21 protein-coding genes are annotated in these 26,611 nt (G+C 36.9%); 13 read left to right on the top strand and 8 right to left on the bottom strand.

Going from position 1 to position 26,611, the window contains the following annotated elements:
- Positions 1-4: 4 nt before the first annotated feature.
- From devC to ANA_RS03050, 3 genes are all read right to left on the bottom strand, one after another.
- Positions 5-1,180: an ABC transporter permease DevC gene (gene devC / locus ANA_RS03040; protein WP_015078580.1), complete on the bottom strand. Its 1,176-nt coding sequence runs from the start codon at positions 1,178-1,180 to the stop codon at positions 5-7.
- 138 nt (positions 1,181-1,318) lie between these two features.
- Positions 1,319-2,521 carry an ABC exporter membrane fusion protein gene (locus ANA_RS03045; protein WP_015078581.1) on the bottom strand — a complete coding sequence of 401 codons (1,203 nt, stop codon included), beginning with the start codon at positions 2,519-2,521 and terminating at the stop codon, positions 1,319-1,321.
- Between the two features lie 371 nt (positions 2,522-2,892).
- Positions 2,893-3,222: a hypothetical protein gene (locus ANA_RS03050; RefSeq protein ID WP_015078582.1), complete on the bottom strand. Its 330-nt coding sequence runs from the start codon at positions 3,220-3,222 to the stop codon at positions 2,893-2,895.
- Positions 3,223-4,119: 897 nt separating this feature from the next.
- Between ANA_RS03050 and ANA_RS03055 the strand changes: the two genes are divergently transcribed.
- The 11 genes from ANA_RS03055 (at position 4,120) to proC (ending at position 23,059) form a co-directional block, all read left to right on the top strand.
- Complete coding sequence (locus ANA_RS03055; RefSeq protein WP_041457612.1) at positions 4,120-10,908, top strand: type I polyketide synthase; 6,789 nt, start codon at positions 4,120-4,122, stop codon at positions 10,906-10,908.
- A gap of 113 nt (positions 10,909-11,021) precedes the next feature.
- The gene (locus ANA_RS03060) at positions 11,022-13,706 is read left to right on the top strand and encodes a PfaB family protein (protein WP_015078584.1); all 2,685 of its coding nucleotides are present in this window, start codon (positions 11,022-11,024) and stop codon (positions 13,704-13,706) included.
- Between the two features lie 139 nt (positions 13,707-13,845).
- Entirely contained in the window at positions 13,846-15,444 is a 1,599-nt protein-coding gene (locus ANA_RS03065) for a PfaD family polyunsaturated fatty acid/polyketide biosynthesis protein (protein ID WP_083881495.1), read from the top strand.
- A gap of 146 nt (positions 15,445-15,590) precedes the next feature.
- A complete protein-coding gene (locus ANA_RS03070) occupies positions 15,591-16,919 on the top strand; it encodes a phthiocerol/phthiodiolone dimycocerosyl transferase family protein (RefSeq protein ID WP_015078586.1) in 1,329 nt (442 codons plus the stop codon).
- Positions 16,920-17,225: a phosphopantetheine-binding protein gene (locus tag ANA_RS03075; protein WP_015078587.1), complete on the top strand. Its 306-nt coding sequence runs from the start codon at positions 16,920-16,922 to the stop codon at positions 17,223-17,225.
- A gap of 140 nt (positions 17,226-17,365) precedes the next feature.
- On the top strand, positions 17,366-19,225 hold the full coding sequence (locus ANA_RS03080; protein ID WP_015078588.1) for a TubC N-terminal docking domain-related protein: 1,860 nt from the start codon (positions 17,366-17,368) through the stop codon (positions 19,223-19,225).
- 117 nt (positions 19,226-19,342) lie between these two features.
- Complete coding sequence (locus ANA_RS27320; RefSeq protein WP_015078589.1) at positions 19,343-19,717, top strand: hypothetical protein; 375 nt, start codon at positions 19,343-19,345, stop codon at positions 19,715-19,717.
- A 555-nt stretch (positions 19,718-20,272) separates the two neighbouring features.
- Positions 20,273-20,551 (top strand): transcriptional coactivator PipX, encoded by a 279-nt coding sequence (gene pipX, locus ANA_RS03090; RefSeq protein WP_015078590.1) that lies wholly within the window; start codon positions 20,273-20,275, stop codon positions 20,549-20,551.
- Entirely contained in the window at positions 20,548-21,216 is a 669-nt protein-coding gene (locus tag ANA_RS03095) for a YggS family pyridoxal phosphate-dependent enzyme (protein ID WP_015078591.1), read from the top strand. The genes pipX and ANA_RS03095 overlap by 4 nt, the downstream gene beginning before the upstream one ends.
- Before the next feature lie 367 nt (positions 21,217-21,583).
- Complete coding sequence (locus ANA_RS03100; protein WP_015078592.1) at positions 21,584-22,186, top strand: cell division protein SepF; 603 nt, start codon at positions 21,584-21,586, stop codon at positions 22,184-22,186.
- A 57-nt stretch (positions 22,187-22,243) separates the two neighbouring features.
- Positions 22,244-23,059, top strand: a complete 816-nt coding sequence (gene proC / locus ANA_RS03105; protein WP_015078593.1) for a pyrroline-5-carboxylate reductase — start codon at positions 22,244-22,246, stop codon at positions 23,057-23,059.
- 87 nt (positions 23,060-23,146) lie between these two features.
- Here the strand turns inward: proC and ANA_RS03110 are convergent, their stop codons facing one another.
- The 5 genes from ANA_RS03110 to ANA_RS03130 all read right to left on the bottom strand — a co-directional run bounded on the left by ANA_RS03110 (position 23,147) and on the right by ANA_RS03130 (position 25,820).
- Positions 23,147-23,518 (bottom strand): DUF5615 family PIN-like protein, encoded by a 372-nt coding sequence (locus ANA_RS03110; protein WP_015078594.1) that lies wholly within the window; start codon positions 23,516-23,518, stop codon positions 23,147-23,149.
- The gene (locus ANA_RS03115; protein WP_015078595.1) at positions 23,515-23,745 is read right to left on the bottom strand and encodes a DUF433 domain-containing protein; all 231 of its coding nucleotides are present in this window, start codon (positions 23,743-23,745) and stop codon (positions 23,515-23,517) included. The genes ANA_RS03110 and ANA_RS03115 overlap by 4 nt, the downstream gene beginning before the upstream one ends.
- Before the next feature lie 34 nt (positions 23,746-23,779).
- The gene (locus ANA_RS03120) at positions 23,780-24,022 is read right to left on the bottom strand and encodes a DUF2281 domain-containing protein (protein WP_235081938.1); all 243 of its coding nucleotides are present in this window, start codon (positions 24,020-24,022) and stop codon (positions 23,780-23,782) included.
- Positions 24,023-24,130: 108 nt separating this feature from the next.
- Complete coding sequence (locus ANA_RS03125) at positions 24,131-24,382, bottom strand: hypothetical protein (RefSeq protein WP_015078598.1); 252 nt, start codon at positions 24,380-24,382, stop codon at positions 24,131-24,133.
- Positions 24,383-24,590: 208 nt separating this feature from the next.
- Positions 24,591-25,820 (bottom strand): GTPase domain-containing protein, encoded by a 1,230-nt coding sequence (locus tag ANA_RS03130; protein ID WP_015078599.1) that lies wholly within the window; start codon positions 25,818-25,820, stop codon positions 24,591-24,593.
- A 360-nt stretch (positions 25,821-26,180) separates the two neighbouring features.
- Here ANA_RS03130 and ANA_RS03135 point away from each other — a divergent pair, with 360 nt between their 5' ends.
- Positions 26,181-26,363, top strand: a complete 183-nt coding sequence (locus ANA_RS03135; RefSeq protein WP_015078600.1) for a type II toxin-antitoxin system HicA family toxin — start codon at positions 26,181-26,183, stop codon at positions 26,361-26,363.
- Positions 26,360-26,587: a type II toxin-antitoxin system HicB family antitoxin gene (locus ANA_RS03140; RefSeq protein ID WP_015078601.1), complete on the top strand. Its 228-nt coding sequence runs from the start codon at positions 26,360-26,362 to the stop codon at positions 26,585-26,587. The genes ANA_RS03135 and ANA_RS03140 overlap by 4 nt, the downstream gene beginning before the upstream one ends.
- The last annotated feature ends 24 nt before the right edge of the window (positions 26,588-26,611 follow it).

The following is a 26,611-nucleotide window of genomic DNA, read 5'->3' on the forward strand; positions in this document are numbered from 1 at the left end:
TTAGTTAATTAAAGATTTCTGCTGGATCTACTTTACGGAGTTTATTGGTAGAAAAGAAACCAGAAGTTAAGCACATAATAATCACAGAAGTGAATACTAATGATCCCTTACTTAAATCCATAACAATTGGTAATTTAGTTGCATCTTTAGCAATATCATATAGCCCTAGAGAGATAGCAAAACCAGGAATAAAACCCAAGACAGCTAAAATTATAGCTTGCTGAAATACGACATTTAAAAGATATTTATTTCTAAATCCCATAGCTTTAAGTGTCGCAAATTGGACAAAATGAGTTGATATATTACTATAAAGGATTTGATAAACAACAATTACACCAACCACAAAACCCATCATTACCATTAAATTAAATACAAATCCAATTGGTGTTCTTAATGTCCAATAGCTTTTTTCAAAGTCAATAAATTCTTGGCGTGTCATTACCGTGACATCTTTTGGTAAACTATTAGATAAAGTTGTGAGAATTGTTTGGGGGTTAACATTAGGTTTTAGATGAATTAAGCCTATATCTATTTGATTTGATCTATGTTCTGGAAAGATTTTAAAAAAAGTAGAAGAACTGACTATTAAATTACCATCCACACCAAAGGAAGGACCAAGAGTAAATAAACCACTAACTTTAACTTTATAACCAATAGTTCCCAAATAACTAAATATTTCCATACCTATAGGTTGATTTTTTTGAAAATATTCAGCAATTGGTCCAAATTCTGGCCGGGCTGCGCGGTCAAAAAATACTTGATCAGGAATTTTTAGTAATTGAAAATCTTGATCTACTTCTGGTAATCTAAAGATAGATTTTACCGGATCAAATCCTAGAATGTAAATAGGATATTTGCGGCCATTAATGGGATTTTTGAGTTTAGCAAATTGGACATATAAAGGTTCAACAGATTCTATACCGTTAAAACCTAATATTTGATATAAACGACTACGAGGAAAGCTTTGAGTAGAAGTCAAAGATTTATATTGGGAACTAATTAAAAACAAATCACCTCGCAGGTGTTTATGGACTTGAGTAGCACTAGAATAAAGAGCATCTTGAAACCCAATTTGCATAAACATCAACACAGAAATAAAAGCAATCCCAGCCAATGCTACAAAAAAGCGCACTTTTTGTTTGATCAATTGTAGCCAAGGCAAAGGTATATTTAAAATCATGTTTTACCTCCTATTCCTTATATAAATGCACCCCACCCCGCAAGCGAGGAGGGGACTATGATGTATCTCATTCAAGTGCATACCGCTATATAAATCATCCAAATCAAATTAATCAGACAAATCATAGTTCAGACTTTGTTATATTTTAATAAGTGCCTGTACCTGTAAATTAGTTAAACTAGAAACTCGTTGATTATCTGCCGAGTTGTCAATGCGAATTTTCACATCAACTATTTTATTATCTGTATCTGAACCGGGATTAGTATTGAAGATATTTTGTCTACCAATTTGTAAACCAATATCTGTGACAGTTCCCTTTAATTTTCCGCTAAAAGCCTCACTGGTGATAGTTACTGATTGACCTAAACGAACTTTTTTAATATCAGTTTCGTAGACTTCTGCAACTACATACATTTGTTGAGTTTGTCCTAGTTCTACTATGCCTTTATTGCCAATTATTTCTCCTGGCCAAGTATTAATTTTTAGAACTTGAGCATCAATAGGGGAACGGATAGAACTTAAATTTAGCTCGGCTTGAGCTTGTTGAACAGATGCTATAGCACTTTTTACATTTGCTTGAGCTAGTTGCACATCTGTGGGGCGAATTTCGGCAATACTATTAAGTCTAGCTTGAGATTCAGTTAACTGTTTTTGCAAAGTTTCTATAGTTCGTTTTAGACTAGCATTAGCTTCATTAAGTTGTTGTTGCACAGTATCCCGGCGTAATCTTTTAGTATCTGCATCAGAAGCAGAAATAGCACCATCTTGATATAATTTCTGATAGCGTTGATTTTCGGTTTCTGAATTTTTTAGTTCAGCTTCTAAACGAGAAATTGTAGCTTTTTGAGTAGAAACTGATCCTCGTAAATCAGCTTCTAAACGAGAAATTGTGGCTTTTTGGGCTGAAATATCCCCTCCTTTTGCCCCTGCTTCTACTTGTTGAAGATTCGCTCGACTAACTTCTACTTGTCGGTTTGCTTTTTCTAAAGCTGCAAGATTAGGTATATAATTATCAAGAATTGCTACTAATTGTCCTTGACGAATTTTATCTCCTTTTTTAACTAGGAGTTGATTAACTCTTATCCCTGTTTGAGAATTAGGTGCGGAGAGACGAATTACTTCTCCTTGGGGTTCTAAACGCCCTAAAGCAGCAACAGCAGTAATAGTAGGGGCTGAAATGGGAGAAATAGAAGATATGGTCGGGGATGATTTAGACGTTTTCTGAAAATATGAAAGGCTATAGATAGATATTATGCTAGTAGCTATAACTCCAGCACTTCCTAACATTATCGGCCACAAACTCATAGGTTTTGTGAATGAGTGCTTTTCTTTGTGTACCATAATTTTGTCTTTTAAATTAGGAAATATGACAATATTTCTGACTCTAAATTAGAGACAGAAAAGCCATTACACTTGATAGCATCTCTTGATAACCTTATCTGGTTCAGTTAAGAAAAAAGTAGGTTGGATTAAGTGACAGCACCACCCAACATTATCAATCATTTTGTTGGGTTTCCTGCCGTCAACCCAACCTACATAATTAACTGAACTGGATTAATTGATAACCTTAATATCCAACAAAATACAACTAATCAAAAATTCTTTACTTTGGTTGACTAAATGGAAAGTTACATAAAATACTTAAATACTAAAATTCTGCCAGGTAATTGGTAATTAGTTGCTGACTATTACCAATTACCATGATCAAAATTTTATTTATTTAACACAACCTCTTTCTCTTTTTTCTTCCGCATGATTGCCAAATATTCGCTGCGGGTTCCGTCTACTCGATAATGATCACAAATTTGACAAAGTTTGAGAAGATCCAAGCGACTGAAGATTTTTTGATGTTCAATAGCGTTGTCATTCCGCCACCGCCAGAATGTGGTTCTATCAATTCGACGATTGCTTTCAGGCCATCTTCTCCGTGATAGAAAATCTACTAATTCATCTTCATGAAATGAGTAACCTTTTGGTAATTTGAGGAGTTGTTCTCGTAACTCATTCAGCGGGATGAGTGGATCTAATTCAGATAGTCTCATGCCAGCAATTCCTTGTAGTTTTTGTAATTCCAATATTGCAGAAGCCAAATAATGCAATAACGTTTAATTGACTAATTTTATGCTCGAAGACTGTTTGAAATTCACAGTCTAAATTTCCCTGATTTAATAATTTAGAGTAAACTTATTTTTTGAGAATTTCAACCTATATGCAACAGATTGTTTCATAGAACCTTGTTTATCGCACTATCTGGGATTTGTAAAAATCGCAAGCCTCAAATTTTTAATTCTTTAAATAGAGGATTACTAATTTTGCATTATCTCAAATTTAGGACTTAAGTTGATGAAAAAATATATTTTTAACTCCTGAGATATATTTAATAGTGATCTATTTTACAAAGGTGAAAAAATATTTCTGGAGATAGATGTAAAAAATAACTATTTAGCATTAGAAACTAATGAACAATAATTACATATTGCACATTCTATTTTTATCCAGAGAATTTGTTATTCTTAGTTATTGTAAAATAAAGTTTTCAATAAGTTGGAACTAATAATATGCAATCTCTATGCAACTTTTGTCAAAATGGCTAAAACTTAGATAATAATTAGTGTATTGGATAAGCAAAGATATTTCTGCGACGACTCTATCAATTTTACATCTGCAAGACTTTTATAAAGTTGCACGTAAGTTGCTTATGAGTTGCAATAGGGTTGTCACCAAACTCAGATTAATATAGGCGGAAATTTAATTTATAGTCTGGAGGATTAATCAGACTATTTCATATTTAATCGCCACAATATTTATCAATAATTTATGTCGAGTTCAGATTTCAATACTGTTAAGAATGAAAATCAATTCTAGCTTAGTTTAATTTAGTCAAAAAACAAGCTGCTATTCACCTCTATATTGCTCGATCAAAAGAGGGAAATATGATCATGGCTGCTTCCAAATTTGAAGCTGCTTTTGCACAGTTGCAATCTGAAATTAGTAACTGTGAAAAGTCTGTACTCAAGATGATAAAGGTTAAAAAAAATATGCCTGATACCACAAAGATGAAAAATGAAATTAATGCTAAATTGCGAACAACTAATGTAGCAATTGTTGGGATGGCTTCTATTTTTCCCCAGGCGAAGAATTTACAGGAATACTGGGAAAATATTATTCAGAAAGTGGATTGTATTACTGATGTTCCGGCTTCCCGTTGGCAAATAGATGATTATTATGATCCTGACCCCAAAGCAGCGGATAAGACCTATTGTAAACGGGGTGGTTTTTTACCAGATATTGATTTTAATCCCATGGAATTTGGCTTACCTCCTAATATTTTGGAGGTGACAGATATTTCTCAATTACTCGGTTTGGTAGTGGCAAAAGAGGCATTAGAAGATGCTGGTTATGGGACATCTCGCCAATTTAATCACGAACGAACAGGAGTAATATTAGGAGTAGCAATTGGTAGACAATTGGCTGTTCCTTTAGGTGCAAGATTGCAAGATCCACTTTGGAAAAAAGTTCTCAAAAATAGTGGTTTATCAGACGAAGATAGCCAGAAAATTATTGAAAAACTCAAAAGTGGATATGTGCAATGGGACGAAAATGCCTTCCCCGGAATGTTAGCTAATGTGATTTCTGGACGTATCGCCAACCGTCTGGATTTGGGCGGAATGAATTGCGTAGTGGATGCAGCCTGTGCGAGTTCTTTGGGTGCATTAAGAATGGCTATTAGCGAGTTAGTGGAACATCGCGCTGACATGATGATAACTGGCGGGGTGGATACGGATAACTCAATTTTCGCCTATATGTGCTTCAGTAAAACCCCTGCTGTTTCCCCTGGAGAAAAGGTAAGACCCTTTGATACTGATGCAGATGGAATGCTATTAGGCGAAGGCGTGGGAATGCTGGTACTTAAACGCCTAGAAGATGCCCAACGAGATGGCGATCGCATCTATGCAGTCATTAAAGGGATGGGCAGTTCTAGCGATGGCAAGTATAAAAGTATTTACGCACCTCGCGCAGAAGGACAAATTAGTTCTTTGGTTCGTGCCTATGCAGATGCAGGTATTTCTCCTGCTAGTGTAGGATTAATCGAAGCACATGGCACGGGAACGATGGTAGGAGATCCTACAGAATTTACATCTATTACCAGCGTTTTTGGCGAAAATAACCCGAAAAAACAGCATATTGCTTTGGGAACTGTCAAATCTCAAATTGGACATACTAAGGCGGCGGCTGGTGCAGCTAGTCTCATCAAAGCGGCTTTAGCGTTGCACCACAAAGTCTTACCACCGACGATTAATGTCAGTAAACCCCATCCTAAACTGAATATTGAGAACTCCCCATTTTATTTAAATACGGAAACTAGACCTTGGGTAAGTCATCCTACCCAACCAAGAAGGGCAGGAGTCAGTGCTTTTGGCTTTGGTGGTACAAATTATCACGTTGTCTTGGAAGAATACGAGCATGAACATCATCACCCTTACCGTTTACACCATAGGCCAGAATCCTTACTGCTATTTGCCCCCACCTCTTCAGAGTTGTTATCTCGTTGTCAACAAATCCAGCAACAATTACAGATTGAGGGTAAAGAAAGACACTATCAACAATTAATTACTGATTCTCAAACCAGGAAAATTCCCGTTAATTATGCCAGAATGGGCTTTGTAGCTAATGATTTAGCGCAAGCTGAGGAATTACTAAAAATTGCGATTGCAGGGCTAAAACAGAAGCCTGAAGCCGAATCCTGGGAACATCCTCAAGGGATTTACTACCGTCAAAAGGGGATAAATCCGACAAGTAAAGTAGTGGCTTTGTTTTCTGGACAAGGTTCACAATACTTAGAAATGGGGCGGGAGTTGGTGATGAATTTTCCCTGCTTGCGCCAAACCTATACGCACATGGATAGCCTTTTGTGTGAGGACGGGTTACAGCCCTTGTCAACGGTAGTATTTCCTCAGCCTGTTTTTGATGAAGCACAAAAGCAAGTTCAGTTAGCAACGTTGCAAAAAACTGAATATGCACAACCAGCAATTGGAGTATTTAGTGCGGGTTTATATAAAATTTTGCAACAAGCTGGATTTAAACCTGATTTTGTTGCTGGTCATAGCTTTGGTGAATTAACAGCTTTGTGGGTTGCAGGTGTATTAAATGAAGAAGATTATTTGTTCTTAGCAAAAGCTAGAGGACAAGCTATGGCTGCACCGGCAAATCCCAATTTTGATGCTGGAGGAATGTTAGCCGTTAAAGGAGATATTCAGCAGATAACGGCAGTAATTAAAAAGTTTCCCCAGGTAGCAGTTGCTAATAAAAATTCTCAGCACCAAATAGTATTAGCTGGGAAGAAAGAGGAAATTAGTCAAGTCCAAGATATTCTCAAAAAACAAGGTTTTACTACTTTTTTATTAGGAGTTTCCGCAGCATTTCATACACCATTAGTATCTCATGCTCAAAAACCTTTTGCCCAAGCTGTTGAAAAAGTAAATTTCAACGAAGCACAAATTCCCGTTTATACTAATGTTACAGGTGGCTGTTATCCTCAAGAACCCCACGCTATCCAAAAAATCCTCAAAGAACAATTGTTCAATCAGGTATTATTTCAGCAGGAGATTGAAAATATTTATGCTGCTGGTGGTTATTGTTTTGTGGAATTTGGTCCTAAAAATGTGCTTACAAATTTGGTAAAGGAGATTTTAAATGATCAACCCCATATAGCTATAGCTGTAAATCCAAATCATACCAAAAATAGCGACAAAACTCTTCGACAAGCCATAGTTCAATTGCAGGTAGCTGGGTTATCTTTGCAAAATTTAGATCCCTATCAAGTCGTAACTAAAATTCCCGAAATTCCTCAACAAAAAGTTTTGAATGTGCGGTTAAATAGTACCAATATTACCGAAAGAACTCAAAAAGCCTTTGCGAAAGCCTTAGAAAATGGTCATCATGTAGGGGTGATATCTTCCCAACCAACAATTAACGAAAATTACCCAACTTCATTTAACGAAAATCATCAACCACAGGGTAACGAAAAGCCTCCAACTTCATTTAACGGAAATCATCAACCACAGGGTAACGAAAAGCCTCCAACTTCACTCAACAGTAAATTAGAAAAAGTAGAAATTCACCCTCAAAATTCTGAAAAAGTTATTCACAGCTTAGAAAATTTCATCACAGAATTTAGTCAGCAACAACGGGACATTATCCATGTTCATGAACAATCTTTGCAAAATCAAACAGAATACACAAAGACATTTTCTCAATTAATGCAGCAGCAGTATTCATTATTGGGAAATAATGAACCTACAGAACATCAATCTCAAACTCAGCAACTAGCAATTTCCAATTCTGAACAGAACATGATGCGGTTTCATGATCATCAAGGTGATACCCTCCGCATTCATGAACAATATCTCAAATATCAACATGAATATACCCAAAATTACTTTCAACTTCTGCAAAAACATTTTCATTTACTGACTTCAGAAAATAAAGTCATCAATTATGTAAATCATCCTCAACCCACTTTTTCTCCCCAAATTCAACAAGACTTAGAAAACGATGAAAAAACCGACTTATCTCCACCTCTTCCTCTCTGTACCTCCGCGCCTCTGCGTGAAGAAAAAATCATCCCAAATATAGATAAAGCCACCCTTAGTCAAACTCTACTAAACGTTGTCAGTGATAAAACAGGCTACCCAGTAGAAATGTTAGAACTGTCAATGGATATGGAAGCAGATTTAGGAATTGATTCTATCAAACGAGTCGAAATTTTAGGAGGTTTATTAGAAATATATCCCGATTTACCTAAACCCAACCCCGAAGAATTGGGACAATTAAGAACTTTGGAACAAATTGCCGAATATATGCAAACTTTAGTTTCAGATGTCTTAAATCAACAGATAGAAACATCAACCGCAATTATTACCACAGAGGTATTAGTAGAAGTTCCTCAACCGGAATTAATAACATCCACACCTGAAATTGAAGAACAAAAAGCAGAAGTAGAAATTCCCGCAGATTTAAGCGATATTCTGTTAACAGTTGTCAGTGATAAAACAGGCTACCCAGTAGAAATGTTAGAACTGTCAATGGATATGGAAGCAGATTTGGGAATTGATTCTATCAAACGGGTAGAAATTTTAGGAGGTTTATTAGAACTATATCCCGACTTACCTAAACCCAACCTCGAAGAAATTGGAGAATTGAGAACTTTGGCCGAAATTGCCACTTATATGCAGCAACAAGCCCAGGGAATTTCTAATTTATTGACTGAAGAAATAGTAGAGATCACAACAACCACATTTCTGCCAAATATCCGCCGCAGTATTGCCAAATTACAGCAACTTCCCACACCTGATAGTTTAGAATTTTCTCTTCCTGAAAACCACATTGTATTAATAACTGATGATGGTTCTTCTACTACTGAAAAATTAGCAGAAAGTTTGACAGCTAAAGGTTGGAAAACTGTAGTTTTAAGTTTCCCTGGAATTGATTCAAATATTCATAAAGGAATCAATAGAGTAGTTTTAACTGATTGGAATGAAGAAAATTTACAACAACAGTTAGAACAGATTGCTGATAATTATGGTACCGTAGCTGCATTTATTCATCTCCACCCAGCAACACCATTAGACATAGATAAATCCATTCTGCGTCACGTCTTCTTAATCGCTAAATACCTGAAAGAACCACTCAACAAAGCCGCAAAATTTGGCCGCAGTTGTTTTATTAACGTTGCGCGTTTAGATGGTGAATTTGGATTAGGAGAAACCCATGATTTTAGTGCAATTTCCGGAGGATTATTCGGACTTAGCAAGAGTATTAATCAAGAATGGGAAAATGTATTTTGTCGTTCCCTTGACTTAAATCCAGAAATAGATCCAGAAACATCTGTAAAACATATCCTCGCGGAAATTCATGATTCAAACTTGTTAATTCAAGAAGTAGGATATAGCAAAAAAGGAAGAGTCACTTTAATTGCAGACTTCAGCCCATTACCAACTACTAATTCTCAAAGAGAGATTACCAAAGATCAAGTTTTTCTAGTTAGTGGTGGTGCAAAAGGAATCACAGCCCAATGTGTCATTAAAATCGCCCAGCAATATCAATGTAAATTTATTCTTTTAGGGCGTTCCAGTCCAGAACCTGAACCAGTTTGGGCAGAAAATTGCGAAAATGAAGCAGAATTAAAACAGCGAATTTTAGAAAATTTCCAAGCCCAAGGGGAAAAAGCAACACCAATAATGGTACAGAAAAAGTATCAAGCAATTTCCTCACAGCGAGAAATTCAAAGTACTCTTAAAGCCATTGAACAAGCAGGAGGAAAAGCAGAATATCTGAGTGTAGATATTACCGACACAGTATTACTAGAATCAAAACTTGCAGATGTAATTGAACGTTTTGGGGCGATAACTGGCATAATTCATGGTGCAGGAAACTTAGCTGATAAACGCATTGAAAAAAAATCAATTCAGGATTTTGAAAATGTTTATGCAGCTAAAGTTAAAGGTTTAGAAAATCTTCTGCGGTGTGTACCAGCGAGTCAATTGGAATATTTAGTTTTGTTTTCTTCCGTGGTAGGATTTTATGGCAATGTGGGACAATCAGATTATGCCATAGCCAATGAAATCCTGAACAAATCTGCCCATTTAATTAAACATAATTACCCCAATTGTCATGTCATGGCTATTAACTGGGGTCCCTGGGAAAGTGGCATGGTATCATCAGAACTAAAGAAAGCTTTTGCAGAAAGAGGAATTGAAGTTATTCCCGTAGAGACAGGAACACAAATATTAGTTAATGAACTAACTACCGCTAATCAAGACACAGTTCAATTAGTGATTGGTAGTCCCTTAACTTATGTTCCTGCAACCTTATCTAATGAGCTAAAAACCTATCGAATTAACCGCCAATTAACATTAGCAGAAAACCCATTTTTACATGATCATGTTATCCTCGGTCGTCCCGTACTTCCTGCCACCTGTGGGTTATTATGGATGACTAATGCTTGTGAACAACTCTATCCTGGATTTACAGCCTTCGGTTCTCCCAATTTCAAAGTTTTAAAAGGCATAGTTTTTGATGAAACCTCAACAAATGAGTATGTTTTAGAAATTCAAGAACTTGCAAAACATGAAAATCAGAAAATAGAATTTGCTGCTAAAATTAGTAGTAAGACATCAGACGGAAAAGTCCGCTATCATTTCAGCACAAATCTAATTCTCAAACGAGAAATCCCCACACCTCCTAATTATGGAAACCTGAACTTTAATCAGGATGAAAATCTCCTCAAAACCAATCAAGAATTATATCAAGTAAATGCTTCTAGCCTATTTCATGGAGTCACCTTTCAAGGTGTAAAATCAGTTTTAAATACCAGCCCTAGTCAGATAACGATTGAATGCTACTTACCAGAACCCACAGCACAACAACAGGGACAATTCCCAGTGCAAACATTCAATTCCTACATAGCAGATGTCCAGATTCATTCTCTCTGGATTTGGACACAACATTTTCATCAAGTTGGATGTTTACCATCAGAAATTAAGAACTTTGAACAATTTGCAAAAGTGCCTTTTGGTGAGACATTTTATGTGACTTGTGAAGTGCAATCAAAGACAGAATCATCGGTGGTTACAGATGTGATTACCTATGGTCATCAAGGACAAATTTATAATCGCATGATTGGCGCTAAAGGAACAATTCTACCTCGACAAATAGTCAAAGATTAGATTTTTTCACGCAGAGACGCAGAGGCACGGAGAGAATTAAGAGTGTATTTATCTGCAAATATTTTTTCTGTGTCCTCTGTTTCGGTTAGTTTATAAAAAAATGGAGAATCATAATGAAATCAATTGCACAGAATCAAAAGTTAGCAATTGTCGGTATGGATTGTTTTGTGAGTAGTTCACCAACATTAAATAAGTTTGAACGTCTGATTTATGAAGGTAAGCAAAATTCAGTTACATCTGAAAATTATCAGCAAACTCCTTTAAGTCGAGAGGTGATCAATTCTGCGCTGGAAGATGCTAAAATTCAACCAGATAGAAAGATAGCTTTAATCATCATTTCTCCCACAGAAAATTCTGCTAAATTAGCTAATTATATTTCTGCTGAATTAGCATTTTTTGCCGAAGAAAATTCGCTTTTATCAGCCTTGGATGTCAGTAAAAAATTATTAATTTCCCAACAAGTTGAAGCTGTTTTAATTGTCGGGATAGATAAGAATTACCAGATAGAAATTAATCCGACTGGATATGCTTTCAGTTATGACGAAAAAGCTCAGAGTATCATAAAAACAGCAGGTGCTGCCGCAGTAGTATTACAACTGTATGAAACAGCCAAGCAACGAAATCATTGCATCTATGCAGTCATTGATGGTTTGAGTGTAGTGAAAGATGCTCCAAATCATCCAGAAACTGTTAAGCAAGCTTGTCAAGAGGCGTTTCAAATAGCAGATGTTAATGCCGCAGATATTGGTTATTTGGAAGTTGTTGCTAGTGGGATTCCTAACGCAGATATAGCGGAAATTCAAGGTTTAATATCGGCTTATCAGACAGGGGCAGAAAATCTGAGTTGTGCCTTGGGTAGTGTTAAAGCAAATATTGGCAATACACAAGCCTCTGCGGGCATATTTAGCCTCATTAAAACCGCACTTTGTTTATATTATCGTTATATTCCCGGTGTTCCCCAGTGGTTCAATCCTAAACAGCCAGAAATTTGGCATGGAAGCCCCTTTTATGTAGCCGTAGAATCAAAACCTTGGTTTTTAGAACCTGGTGCGACTAAAAGAATAGCTGCGGTAAATATAATGGAAGAAGATAATATTTATGGACATTTAATTTTGTCAGAAGAAATCAGCCAGATAGAACGCAGTAGTCAATATTTAGCAGAAATGTCCTATTATTTATTTCCCATTGCGGCTGATGATCGTGCTTCTTTATTAACACAAATTACCGCACTTCAACAAAGTCTCACAGATGTTTCTTCTCTATCGCAACTTGCTAGTGATTATTTCCAAAAATATCAGCAATATCAACAATCAACTTACGCTTTAGCAATTCTTTCACGACATCCAGAAGAATTAAAACGAGAAATTGAAAGGGCAATTCAGGGAGTGAAAATTGCTTTTGCCACTGGCAAAGATTGGCAAACTCCTCTTGGTAGTTATTTTACAGTTAATCCCCAAGGAAAAAAAGGTCATATTGCTTTTGTTTATCCTGGTTCTTTTACTTCTTATATAGGAATGGGACGAAATATTTTCCGTCTTTTCCCTCAACTCTACGATGATGTTGTTGTTAAAAGCGTTTATAATCGAGCCGCTGACATTGAAAAATTTATCTATCCTCGCAGCATTAATAAATTATCAAAAAGACAACTAGAAACTATAGAACAAAAATTAATAAATGATCCAGTTTCTATGCTGGAATGGGAAGTTGGTTTAGCGAGATTAATGACAGTAATGCTGAAAAATCACTTTCGCATTCAGTCCCCCTATGCTTTTGGATATAGCCTTGGTGAAACTAGCATGATGTTAGCACAAGGGGTCTGGACTAGCTTTAAAAGTACCAGTGATTATTTGAATTCATCCCCTTTATTTAAAACCCGGCTATCTGGTCAAAAAAATGCAGTTCGTCAGCATTGGGGATTACCTTTAATTTATACAGGTAAAAGCGAAGAATTTTGGAGTAACTATATTTTGATATGTTCCTCTTCCCTAGTCCAAGAAGTCCTAAAAAATGAAAGTCGGGTTTATATCGTTTTAATTAATACACCTGAAGAAGTCATTATTGCTGGTGAAACTCAAGCTTGTGAAAGAGTTATTCAAACATTAAAATGTGACGCTTTTCCAACATCAATTAATCATGTAATTCATTGTGAACCAATGCACTCTGAATATGATGAATTAGTAAAAATCAATACCTTACCTAGCCAAGCAAATTCAAAAACAATTTTCTACTCTGCGGCAGAATACGCACCCATGAAAATTGATAGTAATTTAATAGGCAAAAATATTGCTAAAGCCCTTTGTCACCAACTTGATTTTCCTCGCTTAGTTAATCGTGCCTACAATGACAATATCAGAATCTTTATTGAAGTTGGTGTTGGTAGTAACTGTAGTCGGTGGATTAGCGAAATTCTCAAAGACAAAGAACATCTAGCTGTATCTCTAAATAGAAGAGGTGTAGATGATCATACCTCCATTATTAAAGCCTTAGCCAAGCTATTTAGTCATCGAGTTGAATTGGATTTATCACCTTTATATTCTTTTCCCAACATCAAATTGGATCAAGATCATGCTTGCGAAAATCAGTCATCTTTTCCAGATAATTCCTTATTAAATTATGAACACAAAATAAAATCCACCCCTAATTATAAAAGTTTAAATGATCATCATGTCCGGCTGGCTAAAGCACACGGATTTTTATTAAAGTCCCGGCAAACATCACTTCAACAACTTAGTCTCTTTCTCCAGCAGCAATTAGATTTGTACAAAAAAATGGTGACCCAAGTTAGAAAAGAAAAGTAGAAATACAGAGTAATTCTTGTGAATCTATTGTGGGATAGGCATCTTGCCTGTCCAAAACATTCAAATTGATGATTAGAGGTTAAATAACGTGGTTAATTTAGAAAACAAATATCAACAACAACTCAAATTTTCTCCTTCAATGAATAACAATTATCAAGGATGGCAAGGCGATTTAAATACTGTGTCTTTTGATGCAGTAAATATTAAAAATAAACTGATGAATTTAAATTCTCCTTGTTATATTCTGAATAAAGAAGGACAAATTGGCATTAGCAATGAAGGCAGTTTATCATATAGTGCTAACGGTAAAACTCAGAAATTGGAAATGCTTTTAACTGTTCCTACTATCGGATTTCATCAATTAGGTGATCCAACTTTTCTAGAGTTCTACGGCGTAAAATATGCCTATATGACTGGGGCAATGGCTCAAGGTATTGCATCTGAAGAAATGGTAATTACCTTGGGAAAAGCCAACATTTTAAGCTCCTTTGGTGCAGGAGGTTTATCTCCTTCCCGGATAGAAACAGCAATTCACAAAATTCAACAAGCTTTGCATAACAAATCTTATGTTTTCAACTTGCTTCATAGTCCTAGCGAACCTGCTATTGAACGGCGTTTAATTGATTTGTATTTACAGCATCAAGTCAGAATAATTGAAGCCTCTGCATTCTTAGATTTGAGTGATAATATCGTCTACTATCGGGCTGCTGGACTAAGTTTAAATTCAGCTAATGACATTGAAATCAAAAATAAAATTATTGCCAAAGTTTCCCGGCGAGAAGTTGCCACTAAATTCCTCCAACCTGCACCCACAAAAATTCTCACCCAATTAGTTGAACAAGGATTAATTAGCGAATTGCAAGCTAATCTTGCCGCGAAGATTCCTATGGCTGATGATATTACCGTAGAAGCAGATTCAGGAGGACATACAGATAATCGTCCCTTGGTTTGTTTATTACCTTCTATCTTAGAATTAAGAGACGAAATTCAACGTAAATATTGTTATAAACAACCTGTAAGAATTGGGGTAGCTGGGGGAATTTCCACACCCCAATCAGCACTAGCAGCCTTAATGATGGGTGCAGCTTATATTGTCACCGGTTCTATTAATCAATCTTGCCTTGAAGCTGGGACTTCTGAATATACAAAAAAGCTCCTAGCTGAAGCAGAAATGACTGATGTAATGATGGCACCCGCAGCAGATATGTTTGAAATGGGAGTCAAATTACAAGTTCTTAAGCGGGGAACTCTTTTCCCCCTTCGCGCTCAAAAACTAGGGGAATTATACAGAAATTATAATTCGTTTGCCGAAATTCCTCCAGATGAAATAGAAAAGTTAGAAAAACAAATTCTGCGAAAAACAATTGCCGAAATTTGGCAAGAAACATCTACTTATTTATCTCAACGTAACCCAGAAAAATTAAGCAAAGCAGCTAATAATCCTAAATTAAAAATGGCATTAATATTTCGCTGGTATTTAGGACTATCTTCCCGGTGGTCAAATACTGGAGAAAAAGGTCGGGAAATTGATTATCAAATCTGGTGTGGACCAGCAATGGGAAGTTTTAATAATTGGGTACGTCATTCTTACTTAGCAGATATCAATAATCGTCGAGTAGTTGATATAGCCGATCAAATTATGACAGGTGCAGCGTATTTATATCGTATTCAAAACTTAAAAATTCAAGGCTTACAAATGCCAGAAGAATTCAGCCAATATCATCCACAAAATTTGTAGTTAGCACTATACAGCATTTCCTCTGTGATCTCTGTGCCTCTGTGGTTCGTTATCAAAATACAATAATGCCCACAACATAAACAAATCAAATTAGATTTATATGCAAGTGAGGGATTTATCCCTCACTACCAACAACGGTGATAAAAATGGCTATAAATAGAAAATTAGGACAGCTAGAAGAAACAATGGAAATCCTGAATCAACGAGCTAAAACATGGAACTTAGTTACCATTAGCCGGATTCAAGGAAATATTCAAGAAACGGTTCTCAGACAGTCTTTAGATATTATTCAATATCGTCATCCTGCGCTTAATGCTCATATTATTAATTCTAGAAATTCCTACTATTATCAGTCCAAAGGTACAGGAAAACTTCCTTTGCAAGTTGTTAATATTAGAGAAAGTCAGGAATGGGAAGCAATCGTTAATACAGAAATGAATCAGGTAATTGATAGTAGTAAATATCTGCTACGAGTCGTACTTGTAAAAATATTAAATCAGCAGAATATTAATTATCTAATTACAACTACACATCATGCTATTACCGACGGTTTATCAAGCATCCAACTTCATTCAGAAATTTTAACCTACTGTCAAAAAATTACCGCAGGTAAATCCATTCCAGCAGTTACTACGTTAGAACCACTTCCACCCATTGAAAAACTATTACCTCCATGGACAAATAGTTTTAAAGGCAAACTAGGGAGAATTGCTTTATTATTAAATCTCGCACTGCAAAAATATTGGAATCAACCAAAAACATTAGGAGTAGAAAAATATGTTCCCATTTCTCAACGGCGTTGCGAAATTATTCATAGACAACTTAGCGAAGAATCAACACAACAGTTTATTCAGCAATGCAGACAAGAAAAAACTACAGTACAAAGTGCTTTATGTGCGGCATTAATGTTAACAGTCTCCAAACAACTGACTAAAAGCCATGAAGATAATATTCGAGTTAGTTGTTTATCATATCTTGATTTAAGAAGACGGTTACAACCAGAAATTAGTCAAGAAAATATGACGGTTTTAGCAGCCTCTATCATGGGATTTTATCGAATTACTAATAATATATCTTTTTGGGAATTAGCGCGAAAAGCAAAACATACTCTTAATAAAAAAATTAGCCAAGGAGAAATTGTTCAAATGATATTTCTCGCTAAACAATTGATAAATTTTTCTTTGCTATTCCCGAATCAAGTATCTGCTACAGTTTCAGTTTCTAACATTGGTAAAGTTAATATTCCCCATACTTATGGAGAATTAGAACTAGAAGAAATCAGTTTTGTTGGTTCTCATGCTTTATATGCAGGAATGTTTATTGTTCACGCTGCTACTTTTCAAGAAAAAATGACTTTAAATTTTGTTTTTTCTCAACCTGCACTTAATCGCCAAACCATAGAAAAACTTGTTGATAATTGCATTGATTATATCATGAAGATCTCATCTCATTACTTAATACCAGGAGGTACATAAATGAATAACAATCTCTCTCATTCCCTACCCGACAACCAAGATAACGCCACTAAAATTCAAGCTTGGTTAGTTTCCGAAATTTCCTCTTTACTGGGAGTTAATCCAGAAGAAATAAATATTCGTGAACCTTTAGATAGTTACGGTTTAGACTCAGCACAAACCATAATTATCGCTAGTAGAGCCGAAAAGTTTTTGGGATTTAAATTATCACTTATCCACCTTTGGTATTATCCCACCATTGAAGAACTTTCTCTCAGATTATCTGAAGAATTAGAAAATTCCCAGTCAGAAATTATCCAGATATAACCTCTACAAATTCTGTTTAATTACTGATAAACCAGTTTTTCCTCCTTGATTATTGGGACACTTCGCTAGATTAGGATAGCCTAATTCAGCCAGGTGTCCTCTTTTCTAACTTCCTATTTTTAAATACAGGAAATTTTGTTATGAACGCAGCAGAAATTTTAGCAAAACTCACTCAACAAGGTGTCTTATTCTGGTCAGAAAATAGCAAGCTAAATATTCGTTCTCCCAAGGGTGTAATTACTCCAGAAATACAAATAGAAATAGCTACATATAAAGAAGATATTTTAGCATTAATCCAGGAAATGAATGTTACAAATAACTATGCCCATGAACCTTTAACTCAAGGTATTAGTTTACAAACTATTGGTAAATTAATTGGTGGCTTTTCTGGAGAATCACCCACAGGATATCAAGCACCAATTATTAATCCTCAATTCATGGCTGAAAACTTAAAAGTTACTTTTAGACCTTTACCCGATAATTATCATCATCAAGTTATTGTCAGATTTCGCCAACAATTAATTTTCTATCTGCAAAAGCATGGTGTGAAAGTAATTCCCTGGAAAGAAGCCACAACCGAATTAAAACATACCATTAAAATCCCCATTATTAACTGGCAGAAATCTTTAAAAATGCAGAGTGTCAGAGCAGATATTGATGCTGTAATAGACGTAGAAAGACCAAACTCATGGTTAAGAAAATTAGGAATATTTATAGCTGAGGCTTGGTATAAGTTATCTTATACATGGTTGAAAGAAAAACAGCAAATGTCCGTTATTGAAATTGCTAAATTAAGTAGTTGGGCTGAAGATCATGCTGCCAAATATGTGGAAGATCCGACAAATACACAAGTAATAATTCTCACTGATATAGATGCTGAATTTGTTAATCCACTCACACCTTATTCAGAAAAAATTCGCATTGGTATCAATACACTAGTTAAAACCTTTTCAGAAATTGTTATTGGTGTATCTGATGAAAAATTTTCTATTTTGAATATGAATCTTTCTGATTCTAAATTCGCTCCCCATGAAATTGAAAATTTTGCTTTAAAATCACTTATCCCTAAAGTATTTGTCCCCATTACTCCATTATTAATTAGTCGCTTTGAACTAGGAGAATATAATCCTCATCTATCAAACTATGCCGGAAAGCTGGTAAAATTAGGGCAAGAATTAGCATCTACAGGTTTATTTCCCGCCGGATTTAAATTAAATGAAGTTATTAAAAGAAAATCCCATAGAGACATTGTTAATGTCATCGTTAATGGCAGAACAGGAGTATCTTATGGTTTTGTGGCTTATGCTGAACCTCCTCATTATGTCGGTAAGCCAGAAATCACTATTGATGAATGGGAGAATTTATTACCTGTAGCCGGATTTAGTAGTTATGAACTTCGCCAAAATGAACAAGGTAGACGTTTTATTAAACTAAATATCAACGCCGAAAATAGATTTAAGCAAATACCTGATATTTGGTTAGTTAGTTCTCGTTCTGGGGCAAATAAAACGGATTTAAACATTGATTCTGATATTCTGCGGATTGGTTTACAAGATAAATTACATCTGCAATTACCATTAGGAAGTAATTCAAAAAAAACAGATATCAAACCTTCCTATGATATCTATGTCATGTTAGCTATTAGTTTAGCTGCCGCTTTATATACACCAGAATTAATTGCCAATGGTGCGCCCATAGTTCACTTTCATGGCTATCCTAGTTTTGATTGGTTTCAAGAAAATGAATATTGTGTCGGGATGAATAATCCTTCTGTACCTTGTGGAACTTATGAATCAGGGGTTTTCAATTTTCTAGGAATTGCTGATTTAGGTGATCAAATAATCAATGATGTCAATTTAATTAGCTTAGTAGAACCAGATCATGGCACAAATTTTATTGCTAATGATTTGGAGTATTTAGTAAATAGGTTAAAAGCTGGGTGCGTAACTGGACAAATTGAACTAGGTGGGAAAAATTTTCCTTCTCTTAAGAATCGGTAACAAGATCCCCGACTTCTTCAAGAAGTCGGGGATCTGACTCTGGTAAATAAGCAACGCATTTATCTTACAATATATACATAATATACATAATATACATAAAGCAGAAAGACTAAAGACATGAAATTCCTAAGAACAGACGTTCCGATCACTTACGAGAACAGGAAGTCGCTTAAAATATCGGATCTAAAGGAGATTGGGTTTGAGTTAAAGTTTTTCTGTCCCAGTAAGGCGGGTTATATACTCACGTTTACGAAAGCCTGGGATATGGCACCTGTAGCGTTCTGCGAAGACGAGCGCACAGTGCTTTTCGTTACAATGAAACTAGCTCGAGAGATCATTGATCTCATTGAGGAGGAACTCGACTACGATGAAATGACAACAGAGGAACTTCACCTCTGCAAAAAGGAAAAGGAATTATTAATGCTTGCGGCAAAAGCAGCAGGGTTGCTTCTCCTCGTTGGTAAATTGGCGCATGAATTCCCGGTATTCTAGATTTAAGCAATGAATTTAGGTGTTTTCATCCGTCGAGAGACAGAAGCCCTCAATTCTAATATGACATTTTTCATCTCGTTCCCAGTCTCGGACTGGGAATACTATCTAGAGGCTCTGCCTCTATTGTTATTCAAGGCAGAGCCTTGAGAATTCATTCCCATACAGAGTATGGGAACGAGAAAAAATTTTCTTCTTTCTTCTTTCTTCTTTCTTCCTGACTCCTTAATCTCCTGACTCCTGACTCCTACTATATGCCGGCTGGATAAATGTCCATTTTTGCGCCGTTGGGTGAGAATTGTGGCAGGATAGAAAGAAGCCTGTGCAACATCACAGACTTAAAAGGGTGTTGTTTTGCTTCAGAAACCGTCAAGAAGATTGTTAGTTTCGCACTGTCAACGAAAAATTTGGCGGAAGGGATATACTATCCTCTGAATGTTAGTAAATTGCAGAACAAGCTATAGCGGTTGTCAGTTGCATGAAAACATCCAGTTATCATCAAACTTTTCACCCTGTTCCCCGTTCCCGGCTACATATACTCCCCACCCTGACTAGGAAATGAATCCAGAAAACTCAGAAACTTACATAAATCATCCAACTTGGGGTTTACTCTATAGGATCTGTATGGTTGATGAGAACCAGGATCTGTTTACCACACTCTACGCCCAACGCTTATTTTTTCTGGTAACAACTGAGCTTAAAGCCCTGAAATTTCAGCCAATTGGCCGGACTGAAGCCAGAATGATGCTGGAAAATCGCCTACGGACTTTGCGCCGCAGTGGTAATTCTCAAGAGTACGAGCAACTTCAAGGTGTATTTCAGCGCACATTCCAATGAATAGTTCACTTAGCGATCGCCTTACTCAAATTCGCGCCTCACTCCCATCTACAGTGAGGTTGATTGCTGTTACAAAAAGAGTATCTACCGAATTAATGCGGGAAGCATACACCGCAGGAGTTCGTGATTTTGCCGAAAGTCGCATCCAAGAAGCTGCCAGTAAACAAGCCGAATTGCAAGATCTATCGGATATTACCTGGCACTTAATTGGACATCTGCAAACGAACAAGGCCAGAAAAGCCTTAGAACTATTTCAATGGATTCACTCCGTTGATAACTTGCCGCTGGCACAACGCTTAAATACTCTAGCGCAAGAACTGGGAGTGAATCCTAACGTATGCTTACAAGTCAAACTTCTCCCCGACGCGAATAAATCTGGTTGGATGGTTCCAGAATTATTAGCTGACTTGGCAGCACTCAACCAATGTCAAAATTTACAAATTCAAGGTTTGATGACAATTCCGCCGCAAGGTTTGGCGGATGCAGAAATTTTAACACTATTTAATAGTACATACAAATTAGCACAAACCATCAAATCACAAAATTGGCCAGATATTACAATGCAGCAATTATCAATGGGTATGTCTGGTGATTACCAATTGGCAGTGCAAGCAGGAGCAACAATGGTACGATTAGGTACAATTTTGTTTGGTGAACGAGCGTAGATATAGCTGTAGCCTTGGTTCTAAACACCATGATTGGCAATCGGTTGCAAATTTATTCTACCAAATATTCATAATTGTCAAAAAATATAATATTCTCATAAGTAATTCTGAATTGCAAAGGTGGTCAGACCCCCTTTATTTTTAATGATCATTAGGCTACAATTTTAACTCAATGTTACAGATTCGTTAATGTGCAGGCATTAACATGAGTATCTGTTGATAATTGAGAATTTGTACTAAAGAGTAAAATCAGTAGTACAATTGCTACGTCAAACATCTACTATAGTTACGACTACTGCCTAAAAGGAACTTTAATGTAACTTATAGCCAGGAAAATTAGGGGAATTTTAATCCGGGAGCGTACAACATGAGTAATATATTTTCCAAACTCAGGGACTTTGTTGGCTTAAATGAGCAGGTAGAATACGAATACTACGAAGAAGAAGCTGATACAGCCAATAACTATCAAAACATCTATCAGCAAGAAAATCCTCAACCAGCGCCACAGGAAACTACTCCTGCCAATCGGCGTTGGCGGGAAAATCCACCTACCACTACTGAAGAAGTAGCAACAACAGTATCCAAACCTATGAGTAATGTTATTGGTATGCCAGGCGCAATTAATGGAATCTCTGAAGTTCTAGTCCTCGAACCTCGCACATTTGAAGAAATGCCCCAAGCGATTCAAGCATTGCGCGAACGCAAATCAGTAGTATTAAATTTGACCATTATGGACCCCGACCAAGCTCAACGTGCAGTTGACTTTGTTGCCGGTGGTACTTATGCCTTAGACGGACATCAAGAACGAATTGGTGAAAGCATCTTCTTGTTTACTCCCAGTTGCGTGCAAGTTAGCACTCAAGGTGGTTTAATACATGAAGTGCCTATCAGCCAAGCTCGTCCCGCTCGTCCCGCAGCGACAGCAGCAACGACCGCTTGGGGAAATGAACCCACTCGGATGGCACAGTAAGGTAAATTAGTCATTAGTTCTGATAATTAATTGACCACTAACTAGTGACTAATGAAAATGAATATAAAATTTGGCTTAATTGGCGGTGGGGTAATGGGAGAAGCTCTATTATCCCGCCTTATTGTCAGTGGTATTTATCAAGGCTCAGAAATCATCGTCAGTGAACCCCAGGCTGAACGCGGTAGCTATTTAGAGCAGCAATATGGGGTGGTTGTAACTACGGATAATAGCTTGGTGTTAGGGGAAGCGAAAACAGCGGTGATGTTGGCAATCAAACCCCAAATATTTACGGCTGTGGCTCAAGAATTAGCAGATATCCTGCCCACAGAACATTCACCCCTGATCATTTCTATCCTCGCGGGTGTAACTTTAAAACAATTGGAAGCAGCCTTTCCCCAAGTTCCCATAATTCGGGCTATGCCTAATACTCCCGCTACAGTAGGTGCAGGGGTAACGGCAATTTCTTTAGGTGCATATACTCATCCCCATCACCAACAAACAGCACAGCAGATTTTTACCGCTGTGGGGGAAGTCGTCGAAGTCCCGGAAAGCCTCATGGATGCGGTGACAGGATTATCTGGTAGTGGACCGGCTTATGTGGCATTGATGATTGAAGCGTTGGCTGATGGAGGTGTGGCTGTGGGTTTACCAAGAGCGATCGCTCAACAACTAGCTGTACAAACGGTATTAGGAACAGCTACACTGATACAAGAAACAAAAATCCACCCAGCGGAACTCAAGGATAGAGTTACCAGTCCTGGGGGGACAACCATTGCCGGTGTCAGCGCCTTGGAAAAAGCCGGTTTTCGTTCTGCTATCATTGAAGCCGTCAAAGCCTCAAAAGAACGCGCTCAGGAATTGGGGAAAGGGTGATAAGTGAAGTTTTTTTATGATATGCAGCACGGGAAATTACAAAATACAGCGGTTTATGGTTGAAAACCCAGAAATATCCACTCCCTCTTAACCACGTTTAATGGGTAAAATACGCACCCTAGATTGGGCTTTGTCAACTGTTAGCAACGCACCGGAAAAAAGAGAAGATTCAAACTGGTTCAGGGCTGAAATTACTATATTTTCAATGCTACTAGGCAAAATATCCTGAGTCCGAACCTGAATAACGCTGGGAGTATTTGCACCTGTGGCAGCTAATAGAGAACCGAAGTCTAAATCGTGGGTAAAGACGATATATCCATTAGTTCTTGCCCACTCCATAATTACCGAATCTTTCTCACGGGTATCGCCAACTGTAGACCAGTGGACAGCGGTAATGTTATACCTCCCAAAAACCGCTACCCAATCAGGGGAAAGATTCATATCAATCAAAATTTTCATGCACTTATCAACGGGACTTCAATTTCTTCAGCCCGCCATGCAGCATAGGCAAGAGCTTCATAGATATCTGCTTCTTCAAGGTATGGGTAAGCCTTGAGTATATCATTTGCACTGTGTCCAGATGCCATTAGTCCAACGATAGTACCAACTGTGACACGCATTCCCCGGATGCAGGGTTTGCCGCCCATTACTTCTGGGTTACGGGTAATTCTGGTGAGGTTTTGCATAGCTGATTAAATTGGGAAACCAGAAATGGCTGCGTTAATCTTTTCCATTATCACTCTTTTTGACTGAACTTCCCAAGGCTGCAATTGAAAGCAAAAAGTTTTTACTAGTTTTTTGGGATTGTTTTTGAGTTGCTTTATAGCGCAGGTAATCAATAAAATTGATGAGTTCAGTGAGTGAATCTTCTGGCAATGTCTTAATTGACTCAATAATCTGCTCTCGGTTTTTGGTTAAAGTATCCATATATTGATTTAAAGGAATGCGGCTTACTTCAAACACACTATTCTATTCTGGCTGAAATTGCTAAATTAGCTGTTAGAAAATGTTGTAGTTCTTGGATCTGTTGATCACATTTGTTGATATCAAACTTATAAGGAAAAAGTGTGATCACGAATAATCTTCCTTTTTGCGGTCAATAATATCAATTATCAAAAAACCCTGATCTGTTTTTTTAAATAGTAACCGCACAGTGGGATCTACTCTGACTACCCATGTATCTGTATCCTCAAGTTTATCAGACTTTAAGCTCTGTGATTTATCGACATCTAGCTGCTTTATTACTTTAGAAACCCTATTTTTCTGACTTGATGGCATGGTTTCATAAGCCATCAAAGCTTTTTCTCTAAATTGCACAGTCATATTTATATCTCCATAAACTAGCAGCAGGGGAAGAAATCAAAGGTTTACCCCTATATCATAGCCTTATTTAATCCGCTTCATTAACGTACCCTAAAATATAGTGCGATAGCGAAACGCTCCGTAGGAATCGCTATCCTCAATTTCATTAAATTGGTCTGGGAGAGCGATCGCACTTTTTAAATCTGGGCAAATCCAAGACGTTATTTAACTACAAATTGCCAGACTCTAATTTTTTCTTGATTTGATCGAGATAGGCTTTTCCATCACGAATATTAGGATATCCTGATTTAATCCATTGAATTAAAGCCTCACCAAGCACAAGCACCCTTTTTTGAGATTCATTCCATTCTTGAATAGTGCCGTATACGGTAACTGCCAAAGATACACCAAATGTGAAAGGAGCTAATGCAATACCTATGACACCCCATAATGCCTCAATTTTTGCTGCGCTCCATACACCCTCCCAAAACACCTTGCTAATAGATTCAGCATTTTGCATTTTTTCTGCTGGAACACCCATAATCTCACAAATTATCAGATTCATCTCATGTAATTTTGCTGGGAAAAAAGTAACAGAAGAAAAAGGAATGAGTGCTGATGCTGCATTGCCTTCTGCATATTCAGTCACTATTCTTCTGGCTACTTGCTCTCGTACTTGCAAAATATTACTCTCAATATTAGTTAAAGCCTGTTTAGCTGGATCAATCACTTTAATTAAGGTGCTACTGTAATCAGCGTGATTATATAACCAGTTCATCAAGTCTTTTGGAGGTGGCTGTCTCTTGTAAGATTCAGAATCAGCATCAAAAAGAGATGCAGAACCAAAAACAATATCAGTTTCAATATTGTTTACAAAAGGTTTCATCTTGGATTTTATAACTTCAAGAATTCGTTCTTTGTCAGCACGGGGTTGGTTTTGAAATTTATCATACTTATTAAAAAAGACGACGGTAGGAAGTCCAGGCATAATTTTGGTTGCCCATCTAAACAACTCAAGTTCTGGTTCATAGGGCTGATCATCTATTACAAGTATCTTTACGTGCGCTCGACGAATATTTTCTTTGGCTTCTTCATCATCAGCCAAGTTGTGCATAATACCGGGTGTATCATGGATTTCCCACTTATCAAGTTTTATTGAACCATTAGCTTTTATGGCTGTACCTTGAATAACATCAGTTTTGTAAACATCAGCTTTTAAGAGAGCATTTGATAAAGAGGATTTACCTGCGTTTACTTTACCCATTACTACTATCCTGATATGTTGCTCTTGAAGTGCTTCCAGAATTGCGTCGAGAGTATTAAACTCATCGATAATCTGTTCTTTTTCACTTTGACTTATATCCAAATTTACTAATTGAGTTTGAAGAGGCTTTAGTTTTCCATGAATATCTTCTCGTATTGATTTCAAAGATTCCAAACGATTAGCTTGTAATGTCATAGTTTTTCCCTTTCCTTAAAGATTTGAATGTTGATTGATTGGGTTTCGATTACATACCCATCATACCTACACTATATCGCACTACTATAGTATTTTTCTGTTTTTATACATAATTTTTTTATATAACGTCTGTATCCAGGTATTAGACAGAGTTTTTCTGTAGTAAGCTGTATTAACACTGTCCCATCTGGGTTTTTGCTCTCAACGTAGCAAATCACTAATCAAGTTACAGCAAATTGTCATCAAACCCGGAACAAGAACCCCACCCCCAACCCCCTCCCCGCAAGCGATGAGGGGGCTAAGATGTACCTTATATGATTGGAAATCGCTGTATGATAGTAAATAGTCTGCTTGTAAATTATGAAGGTTAAAGAAGTTCTAAAAATTCTGGAAGCAGATGGTTGGTATATAGATCGTACCAGAGGTAGTCATCGTATCCTCAAACATCCAAGCAAATCAGGTATTGTAGTTGTACCCGGAAAGCCAAGTGATGATATTCCAGTCGGTACACTCTCATCAATTTGGAAGCAAGCAAAATTATGAACGAAAAAATGATTGAGTACACAGTCATCTACGAACGTGGCCAGACAAACTGGGGCGCTTATGTTCCCGACTTACCTGGTTGTGTCAGCATTGGCGATACTTTAGCAGAAGTACAGGAAAATATTAAAGAAGCGATCGCATTATACCTAGAAGTATTGAAAGAAGATGGACAACCCATACCCGAACCATCTACAGAAGTTGGTAAAGTTGCAGTGACGATATAATCACAGCTACCGGGATAGAAATCC

The organism is Anabaena sp. 90 (assembly GCF_000312705.1).
GTDB classification, from domain to species: domain Bacteria; phylum Cyanobacteriota; class Cyanobacteriia; order Cyanobacteriales; family Nostocaceae; genus Dolichospermum; species Dolichospermum lemmermannii.